We start from the raw sequence: 9200 nt of genomic DNA on the forward strand, positions 1-9200 counted from the left end.
TTTTTTTTTATTTCGTATAACCGCCATTATGTTAAATGGGCATAAATCAATTCTAAAATTATCTATGATAATTCTTAGCTTTTACTTCAGTACTGCGTTTAGGGTGGATAGAAAAGGGGCTAGCTGCTATGATTGCCCCCGAAATCCTCCAAAATAGATATCTTTCTTAATATGACACTTACGCCACCATAAGTTTATTTACCTCTTAAATCAGTAAATAACTCATCACTGTCTAGTGATGTGGTGTAGTAGCTTGTGTGTCGTATATATCACATCACTAGCCTTTCTTAAAATTTAAAAAAATAGGCTATTTTCATGTTATCCACTATTCGAGAACAATGGTTCTCCAATATTCGCGGGGATGTTCTTGCGGGTATTGTTGTTGCTTTGGCTCTAATTCCTGAAGCAATTGCCTTTTCAATTATTGCAGGTGTCGACCCTAAGGTAGGGTTATATGCTTCATTCTGTATTGCCGTGGTGATTTCTTTCGTAGGCGGTCGTCCAGGGATGATTTCTGCTGCAACTGGTGCTATGGCTTTATTAATGGTCACACTGGTTAAAGAGCATGGTCTGCAATACTTATTAGCAGCCACAATTTTGACAGGATTTATTCAAATCCTAGCAGGCTATCTAAAATTAGGTGCATTGATGCGCTTTGTGTCAAAGTCGGTTGTGATTGGCTTTGTGAATGCCTTGGCTATTCTAATTTTTATGGCCCAATTGCCTGAACTCACCAATGTGACATGGCATGTCTATGCGATGACAATTGGTGGTTTAGCCATTATTTATCTATTCCCCTATATCCCAGTAATAGGCAAGCTTTTACCCTCTCCCCTCATCTGTATTGTACTCCTCACGCTCTTTGCCTTGTTCATTGGTTTAGATGTAAGAACCGTAGGTGATATGGGGCAATTACCAGATACTCTTCCAATTTTCTTGCTTCCTGATATTCCTTTAAATCTTGAAACTTTAGCTATTATTTTGCCTTATTCACTGGGATTAGCAGCCGTCGGTTTGCTTGAATCTATGATGACAGCAACGATTGTCGACGATTTAACAGATACCACCAGTGATAAAAACCGTGAGTGTAAAGGACAAGGCGTTGCCAATGTCGCTTCAGGCTTCTTAGGCGGAATGGCAGGCTGTGCCATGATCGGTCAATCAATTATTAATGTGAAATCTGGTGGTCGTACCCGTTTATCTACCTTTAGTGCGGGGGTCTTCCTGTTAATTATGGTGGTGTTTATCAGTGACTGGCTCAAAGTCATTCCAATGGCTGCACTGGTTGCCGTAATGATCATGGTTTCAATCGGAACATTTAACTGGGATTCACTGCGCAATATTCGCCAATATCCCTTCTCTAGCAATATCGTAATGATAGCGACAGTGGTTGTGGTTGTTGCCACACATAACCTGGCTTATGGCGTATTAGTCGGTGTTCTTCTTTCTGCATTATTTTTTGCTAACAAAATTGAACGCTACATGGCAATTCAGTCCGAATTTAATGAACCTGAAAGTACCCGTACTTATACGGTGACGGGTCAAGTGTTCTTCAGCTCGGCAGATAAATTTACGTCTGCATTTGATTTCAAAGAAGCACTTTCAAAAGTTGTGATTGATGTTAGTCAGGCTCACTTTTGGGATGTGTCTGCGGTCGCTGCCGTAGATAAAGTGGTCATTAAGTTTAGACGTGAAGGAACAGAAGTCGAACTGATTGGAATGAATGAAGCCAGTAAAACGTTAGTCGATAAGTTTGGTATCCATGATAAGCCAGATGCTTTAGATCGCTTAAATAGCCACTAAGAGGGATGAATTATGTCAAAAATTATTGCATGTATTGATGGATCATTAGCAACAAATACCGTTTGTGATTATGCAGCTTGGTTTAGCGATAAATTGAATTCACCTCTTCAGTTATTGCATGTCATTGATAAGCCAAAAGCGAAAGCACCACAAGATTTAAGTGGTGCAATTGGTCTAGGAAGTCGAGAAACCTTGCTAAACGAGTTGGTTGAACTGGAAGAACGTAAGGGGAAAATTGAGCTAGAGCATGGCCAAATTCTTCTTCGGGAAGCAAAAAACTATCTATTGGAGAAGTTCTCTATTGATGCTCAAAGCTTTCAACGCCATGGCAGTCTTTTAGAAACAATCATGGGAATGGAAGAGGATATTCGAGTTCTTGTTATGGGTAAGCATGGAACTGAAACCGAGCACAATTCCAGTAAAGTTGGAACCCATATTGAAAATGTTGTTCGTGCTCTTCATAAACCCGTGTTAATCACATCCTCACCGTTTAGTCCACCTCAGTCATTTTTAATTGCTTTTGATGGAAGTCCTACTGCACGTATTTGTGTAGACAAAATTGCAAATAGCCCTTTATTAAAAACCCTGACAGCTCATGTGGTATATGTTGGTAAGCCAAATAGTGATATGACATCACAAGTCACTTGGGCAAAAGAGCTACTTGCAAATAATGGTTTTGATGTCATTGATAGTGTGCTTGAAGGTGATGTTGAGAAATCTATATTGGATTATCAAGAAAAAAACGTTATTGATATGATTGTGATTGGTGCATATGGTCATTCAAAGATACGCCAGTTTTTTATTGGTAGTACGACGACCAAATTGTTATCAAGTTCTACAAAACCAGTATTATTACTAAGATAATTTTTACAAGATAAAGGGATAGTTAAAAACTATCCCTTTTTTAGAATTTCTAAAATTAACATAATACACGTTATACGAAATACTGTTTTTTATTCGATATAAATCATAAACTTATACTAAGACGTTCCAGGGTTCAGCGCACTGGAACGGCTTTTTTGTGACTATTCACGTTCCACGCCTATTCTTTGATCAATGTTTCACGGTTTTAATTAAATAAACTGAATAATTCAATCTGCACGATTTAAGCGATTATCTTGAATAAGATCATCCAATTTATCTTCTAAATCTTCAATCTTATATTTGAGCGATAAAATAGAATTTTTTAAACGCTCATTTTCAGGAGCATCAGGATTTTTTAATTGATTAAAAATTTCTAATAATTCGTTGCGATTAGTGCTTAACCTTTCAATGTCACTTTCAATAGCCATTCTTGGTGTCCACAGAGCAAGTAAACTTTGCTCATAGTCTTTGAGTTCTTGATGGCTCATTGCATCTAATTCAGCTCTAGTTTTCATGGTTTAAAATCCGTCTTGCTATGAAGAGCTTTAAAAATCCGCTTTGCTGTTTCCTCTCTTACACTTTTCGGATCTCGTAAGATGCCACTAATCCAAAGGGCAAAACTAGGATAGTCCTGGAAGTTACTTAGGTCTGATAGCTCAGAAAGTTTAGATAAAATAGCACTGTACTTGTTAATTTGAGCATCAGACAGGTTGCAGAATATATCTATTGTTTTTGGATCTCGCTCAGGAGCTATTAATTTTGGCTTAGATTTTTCTTTCACAGTGAACTTAAAGCCGACAACAGAACGTCCTTTTTTAACTGGACTATAGTCAACTGTTACATCGGTAAATTCATTAATTTCATCTAATGAGCTCTTCAAAACTCTTCGTTTTAAGTTCCTCAAATCTCTATAAGATTCTGGTAAACCAAACTCTGTAAACATTTCATCTAGCGTTAATTCAAAGCCATTTTTTGCCTGATTTTTTTTCGCTAAATGGTAAAAGTCTATTGAGTAGTCTTTTTTTAATTTTAGAACTACATCTTTTTTATAACGAGTGTATGGATTGTATTTATCTAAAATTTTCAACATCACCAAAACAATAGATGTAAACCTTAAAGATATCCCTGCATCTTCATAAGTAGCATCAATTACCCAGTTAGAGTAGACCTTTTTCCCCCTATCATTAACGTATGAAAAGGACCGATCTACTAGTTTTTTTGACGCATTTTCAATTTGTTTATAAGCAGAATTGACTTTGATACCACAGTCATCAGCAAATTGTTGAGCAGATATTAAGATTTGATCTTGTTCACTTGCATCGATATTTCTAGCAATCGGAGAAGCCATAATTAAAATTCTTTTTTCATCTACAGACATGCTTTTAAAGCATTCAGTAACTTTGTTTTGAATAGCCATTGTTGTTACTGGATAAGATTTATCATAACTATTTTCTTTATTCATTCAGATATCAAACCTTATAAAAAATGAACATGATTTTTGTACCCTTATGAGAAAACAATGTACACCAATAAACATAAGGGTACAATAATTTATTTGTACCCTTTATCATGCTATTTGTACCCTTTAATCATGCTATTTGTACCCTTTTAAACGATAAAATCATGCTATTTGTACCCTTTATCATGCTATTTGTACCCTTTTAACGCTTGAAACTATTGCTGCATAAGGTTTTCAGAGGGTCTAAAAGCTTTTAAAAGCTTTTTAAAAGAATAAAAGGGAATTTATTTCCAAAGTGAGTTATTAAAACTGCCCTTGGTACTCGCTAAAGCTCGTACTCTATTGAAGCTCGTTTCACTCGCTTCGTGGGGGCAGTTTTTTGCATATATGATCAAGGATTCAAAAAGCAAAACATGAATAATGCATTCGCTATGCTCATGCTTTTTGACGAGCAAAAGCATCAATACTTCGCTCGTAGACACTCGCTAATCACTGTCCCCAGTAATTCAATAAAAAACGGTTTTTCAGAGGGGGAATAAGCAACCTTTCGTTGTGTCGCTCGTAGACACTCGCTAAAAGGCTCTCATTTGCGTTCTAAGCGATTTTATTTTTATCAACTATAGTTTTACTGTATTTCTATCAAAAGTCGCTAAAACCCCCGTTTTTTTGCGCTTAAATGGGATTGCTAAGGCGTGTAGTCATGGTTATTGTCATTTTCTGGCTTTTTAGGCTCATTTCTCTGCTGTTTTTCTTGTTCTTGGCGTCTTAAAAATGCCAAATGTTCTTGTTGCTCTCGTTCTTGTGCATAGCGTTGTTCTTGTTGCTCTCGTTCTTTACGTAACTGCTGTTCTCTAGATTCACGATCTTTTCGGTCGTTTTCGAGCTGTATTGCTATTTTTTGGGAAAACTCTTGCTGCGCTTCGGTCTCAATTTTTTTTGTAAAAGCCGCATGCAATTCTTGGATTTTTAGATCTTCCATTTCTTCTGCATATAGTCGCTTTTGTTTTTCACCATTTTGAGGACTAAAGTATTTATTTCCATAGTTATCTTCTTCAAATATATAACTATTTATGATCTCCAGTCTTTGATCGCGTACATACTCTTGATACTCAGTTTCTCTGCGTGATATTTCAGAAATTTGATGATCTATATTTGAAATTTGATCATTAAGTTTTCGTTGTTTAACAGTGATGTTCGGTTCGTCAAGTTTTGCAAAAGACTTTTTAGGCTGGAGCAGCTGATTTTCTTCTGTCCATTTATTTAAATGATCAGAATATCTCTCTTTTTTTTCTATTTCACTAAGACCAGAAATATGCTTTTGGATGTCTAGTTGGGTGTTGTGTTGGTCGATCAGGTCATTTATTTGATTGATCCATTTTGTTTTAAAAAATAAAGGCTCTTTTTTGCGTAGTTCTGATATTGCAGAACTCATCGTGTCTAATTTTGTTGTTAATTTTGATAATTCTTCATTTTGGAATTCATAAAGTTTCTGAGAAGTTTTTTCTGAATACTCAGCTTGAGAGTATTGAAACTGAAGCTCACTTCGTACTTTTTGAACAAGATCCTCAGATACTTTGATGTTTTCATCCAGTGCGATGACCTTTTTGATTTTTAAATTACGTAGCTTAATTTCATCATTTTTCAGACTAATTTCTGTAAATATCCCTCGTCTCCGGAGGTATGTCGCTTGAGGACCTTCGTGCTGAGTTGCTTCTAGGTCACTTTCCTGGTCTTCATAACTTCTGTGATCGACACGTTCATCAAATCCATTTTGTTCCAGGTGATGATTGCATAACTCTGCAAATGATTCTCTCCAGTGGCTTACAGTTTCTGTGCCATTGTCACGACTGAAGTCCCTATATTTTTTTGCTGAAAAGCCACCCTGCTCATTAATACTTCGGGTTGTGAACATGATGTGTGCATGGTAGTTGCGTTCATCACTTCCACTGTCTGTATGAGGTGCATGAATAGCAGCATCAACGATGACACCGTATTTTTTAACGAGGTTTCGGCAAAGTTCATTGAGCATATTTTCACGCTGTTCAGCGTTTAACTCACTGGGAAATGCAATCTCAAACTCTCTTGCAAGTAATGCATCTTTTCTACGTTCAACCTTTTCGACTTCATTCCAAAGTGTTTGGCGCTTGAGTAACTCAGTATTTGTATTTTCAGGTGCATAGATTTTTGTAAATTCGACACCAGTTTTTCTTGTGTAGTCTTGTTCTTTTCCATAAAAATCGCATACCAATTTTTCACTTGAACGATATGCAGCACAAGCAACGGCCGATCGTCCATTACCTCTACTAATCGTTTTAACTGAAAAATGATATATCGCCATTTTGCTTTTGCTCTTTATTTCGATTTATCGAAATTACCAACATGTATATGTTGGTCAGGGGATTACAAAGGGGATTTACCCCTTGTCGCACCATTGGATGAAATCCAATGGCTAAGTGCGCCCTTCGGGAAAACCACGATAGCATGGGCTGTCTTGAATTTCAATTCAAACAGACCTATGCTTGAGGGGGATTCCTTGAGATGGTGATGGTATGAGTGTTGAAACTTTAGAGCAAAAAATTGCAAAGCAAGAAGAACGATTAAGACAACTAAAAGCACAAAAACAAGCTATTGCTGCTCGTGAAAAAAAGAAAGTTTCTGATCAGCAACGTAAAGATGATACGAGACGTAAAATTCTACTGGGAGCTTGGGCTTTAAATAAATTAAAAAATGATGAATCGTTTAAACAGCAATTAGCCGATTTTGAGCAATTTTTAAATACGGAAAATAAGACCGAAGAAAATAAGCAGAAAGATAAAGATCTTTTTAATGGATTTATTTGGGATAAGACCTAAATTTCGCATAAGAGATTTTATGTTAAATAATCTCAAAAAATGTAAAGCATATTAATAAAAAAACTGATATTTATCGGGGTTTGGTTATTTCCAAATTGGATGCTTATGCCAGTCCAAGGGGAGTGTTGTAAACTTTGTGATATCTCCTAACGGAAAGTTTTTTTCTAAAAGACAATATATTGAATCTTTCCAATCTTTAGCGTGACCTGTAGGCTCTAGTAATCTAGCAATGACAATAATTAGGGCATACAGCCCACCATTTGTATGGTCAGATATTTGTAGTTCTGTAGCAGCATCAGCAGTAAGTACATCCTTAACTTTTCTATTCCAAAGCCTGCCATGATGAGCACAAACATTACGATATTTATTAATTAAGAATAAATGACTGTTTAAGTTTTCCTTATCTATATGAATGTATGGAGATGGTGAACTTGATGATGTCGTACCAATATTGAAACTATCACTTATTAAATGCTTATGTGATGATTTAAGGTGTTTGTAAATTTTTCTTAAAGTGCCGAAACTCACAATTTCAGTTAGCACCCAAAATGGTAGTTTTGGGTGGTCATCATAAGTATCATTATAAGTATTCTTAAAGTGACTAATAAAGTCTTCGCCTTTAGCACGGGATATTTCAGTGTTGATACCTTTCATCAACCCCTGATAGTCGATACCTTTCAAATTTCTACGTGATCGCATGTAGAACAGTGATTGATCATACATAGCGAATGCATCATTGTTGATACCCGGTATATGGTAGGCGACCTGAGTTCTTAGAAATGTTTCTATATCAGTAATTGCTTCAAAAATTAGTTTACGTAATTGATAGTCGAACTCATAAATTTGTATAACTTCTTCAAAAGTATGACCTGATTCGAATTTACCTAACTTTTTAGTACTATCATTTGGATCTCGTTGTCTGAATAAATGCCAATAAGCACTAAGTCGATAATAGTTGTAACTGATTAAACATTTTTTAGCGTAATTTTCATTATGAATGATCAGTCCATTGACTTTAAGTTTTTCAATTTGTTGATCTAATGTTAGATAGCTTTTGTTGTATGGGATCAACAAGGAACTTTTCTCCAGACGAAAAAAAACCGCTTAGTAGGCAATATATCGATAACTCGATATATATATGTCAAGAATGTTGACAGAGGCGAAGCGGTATCTAATTAATATACTAGATAGCATATACTAAATAGTAAAGCATTTTTTCATATATATTTAATATTTAAAAGATTATTTTTAAAAGTAAGTATCTAATAAGGGGTAAAGTGCCATGAAACATCCAGAAATTAAACCATATGATTGGATAAGGGTAGGTAATCGTAACTGCGTTGTTATGAATATTTATCCTAGTAACTCTCCTTTTGGAGTATGTAAAGTTGTATTCAATCCACAAAAACCTACTACTCATGACGTTGATTGGAATGGTCAACAATGGTTTTTCCCTGAACGTCCTGATTTTGGAGGATATGGTAGAGATGGATGTCCATTTGTTCGAAAGCTAAAACAAGGAATATAAATTAAGTGAAATTAATAGGGATAATACCTTGAAAAATAAAATAATAAATAGATATATAGAGTTCCAATACTTTATAAGATGAACAAATGAAAATTGAATTAACAGATAAAGAGCGTTTATTTCTAGCTAATCAGCATGAAATTTTAGGTCATTTAAATACGGATAATTCGGATTATCACTTTAAGTTAGCTGAACAGCTACGAGATGGTCATGAGTGGCTATACTCTCAAAGTTTTGATTACTTCTCTGAAAACTTACCATCGGAAGATGCTGACCTTGTTTTAGATATCCTACAGGTCTATGAACTAATTGGTGATACTTACAGTCGATTATCTGATAAAAGTGGTATTTCAGATACTCAAGTAAAGTTCCCTGGTTTTGATGGGAATAATGAGCCTGAGTTTATGAGTTTTGTTGATGCTCTGGAAAAAGATAATCGCTATGTTGATGTGATCCAAGCAGGCAACAGAAACTCTCATTCAGCTAAAGTTCATGTATATGAACGAATGATTGCTAAATGGCAAGAGCTTGGTAAGCCTTATACTTTAACTAAGGAACAGCTAATCGATATTTTAGAGGCATAATTAAGAGTTCTTAAAATTAATAGAATACACGTTATGTGAAGTTGAAAATTGAGACTATAGCCTTAATTTTTATGTGTTTTTTAAAATTTAAGACCTAGGCTAATGCCTAG

General features: G+C 35.5%; 9 protein-coding genes. 5 read left to right on the plus strand and 4 right to left on the minus strand.

Annotated elements, in window-relative coordinates:
- Nucleotides 1-315 precede the first annotated feature (315 nt).
- Both ACTJIX_RS14495 and ACTJIX_RS14500 read left to right on the plus strand, forming a co-directional pair.
- Nucleotides 316-1803, plus strand: coding sequence for a SulP family inorganic anion transporter (locus ACTJIX_RS14495; protein ID WP_005146104.1), 1488 nt, complete (start codon nucleotides 316-318; stop codon nucleotides 1801-1803).
- Between the two features lie 12 nt (nucleotides 1804-1815).
- Nucleotides 1816-2667, plus strand: coding sequence for a universal stress protein (locus ACTJIX_RS14500; protein WP_002115246.1), 852 nt, complete (start codon nucleotides 1816-1818; stop codon nucleotides 2665-2667).
- A 227-nt stretch (nucleotides 2668-2894) separates the two neighbouring features.
- Here the strand turns inward: ACTJIX_RS14500 and ACTJIX_RS14505 are convergent, their stop codons facing one another.
- The 3 genes from ACTJIX_RS14505 to mobQ form a co-directional block, all read right to left on the minus strand.
- Nucleotides 2895-3182 (minus strand): hypothetical protein, encoded by a 288-nt coding sequence (locus ACTJIX_RS14505; protein ID WP_004728627.1) that lies wholly within the window; start codon nucleotides 3180-3182, stop codon nucleotides 2895-2897.
- On the minus strand, nucleotides 3179-4129 hold the full coding sequence (locus ACTJIX_RS14510) for a replication initiation protein (RefSeq protein WP_004728629.1): 951 nt from the start codon (nucleotides 4127-4129) through the stop codon (nucleotides 3179-3181). The genes ACTJIX_RS14505 and ACTJIX_RS14510 overlap by 4 nt, the downstream gene beginning before the upstream one ends.
- Nucleotides 4130-4811: 682 nt before the next feature.
- On the minus strand, nucleotides 4812-6464 hold the full coding sequence (gene mobQ, locus ACTJIX_RS14515) for a MobQ family relaxase (RefSeq protein WP_018680086.1): 1653 nt from the start codon (nucleotides 6462-6464) through the stop codon (nucleotides 4812-4814).
- Nucleotides 6465-6675: 211 nt separating this feature from the next.
- On the opposite strand from mobQ, the gene ACTJIX_RS14520 reads away from it, so the two are divergent.
- Nucleotides 6676-6978, plus strand: a complete 303-nt coding sequence (locus ACTJIX_RS14520; RefSeq protein WP_018680087.1) for a hypothetical protein — start codon at nucleotides 6676-6678, stop codon at nucleotides 6976-6978.
- Between the two features lie 84 nt (nucleotides 6979-7062).
- On the opposite strand, the gene ACTJIX_RS14525 is transcribed toward ACTJIX_RS14520, so the two are convergent.
- Nucleotides 7063-8052, minus strand: coding sequence for an Abi family protein (locus tag ACTJIX_RS14525; RefSeq protein WP_018680088.1), 990 nt, complete (start codon nucleotides 8050-8052; stop codon nucleotides 7063-7065).
- 208 nt (nucleotides 8053-8260) lie between these two features.
- Between ACTJIX_RS14525 and ACTJIX_RS14530 the strand changes: the two genes are divergently transcribed.
- Nucleotides 8261-8506: a hypothetical protein gene (locus ACTJIX_RS14530; protein WP_018680089.1), complete on the plus strand. Its 246-nt coding sequence runs from the start codon at nucleotides 8261-8263 to the stop codon at nucleotides 8504-8506.
- Between the two features lie 86 nt (nucleotides 8507-8592).
- Entirely contained in the window at nucleotides 8593-9090 is a 498-nt protein-coding gene (locus ACTJIX_RS14535; RefSeq protein ID WP_018680090.1) for a YfbU family protein, read from the plus strand.
- Nucleotides 9091-9200: the final 110 nt, after the last annotated feature.

Origin of the sequence: Acinetobacter sp. 22323, from assembly GCF_052044895.1 — a bacterium.
Classification (GTDB): Bacteria; Pseudomonadota; Gammaproteobacteria; order Pseudomonadales; family Moraxellaceae; genus Acinetobacter; species Acinetobacter schindleri.

What these genes read in the sequence shown, in the direction of transcription:
- ACTJIX_RS14510 (WP_004728629.1), bottom strand. Translation starts at nt 4,129, where the DNA reads ATGAATAAAGAAAATAGTTATGATAAATCTTATCCAGTAACAACAATG.
- ACTJIX_RS14530 (WP_018680089.1), top strand. Translation starts at nt 8,261, where the DNA reads ATGAAACATCCAGAAATTAAACCATATGATTGGATAAGGGTAGGTAAT.
- mobQ (WP_018680086.1), bottom strand. Translation starts at nt 6,464, where the DNA reads ATGGCGATATATCATTTTTCAGTTAAAACGATTAGTAGAGGTAATGGA.
- ACTJIX_RS14495 (WP_005146104.1), top strand. Translation starts at nt 316, where the DNA reads ATGTTATCCACTATTCGAGAACAATGGTTCTCCAATATTCGCGGGGAT.
- ACTJIX_RS14520 (WP_018680087.1), top strand. Translation starts at nt 6,676, where the DNA reads ATGAGTGTTGAAACTTTAGAGCAAAAAATTGCAAAGCAAGAAGAACGA.
- ACTJIX_RS14535 (WP_018680090.1), top strand. Translation starts at nt 8,593, where the DNA reads ATGAAAATTGAATTAACAGATAAAGAGCGTTTATTTCTAGCTAATCAG.
- ACTJIX_RS14500 (WP_002115246.1), top strand. Translation starts at nt 1,816, where the DNA reads ATGTCAAAAATTATTGCATGTATTGATGGATCATTAGCAACAAATACC.
- ACTJIX_RS14505 (WP_004728627.1), bottom strand. Translation starts at nt 3,182, where the DNA reads ATGAAAACTAGAGCTGAATTAGATGCAATGAGCCATCAAGAACTCAAA.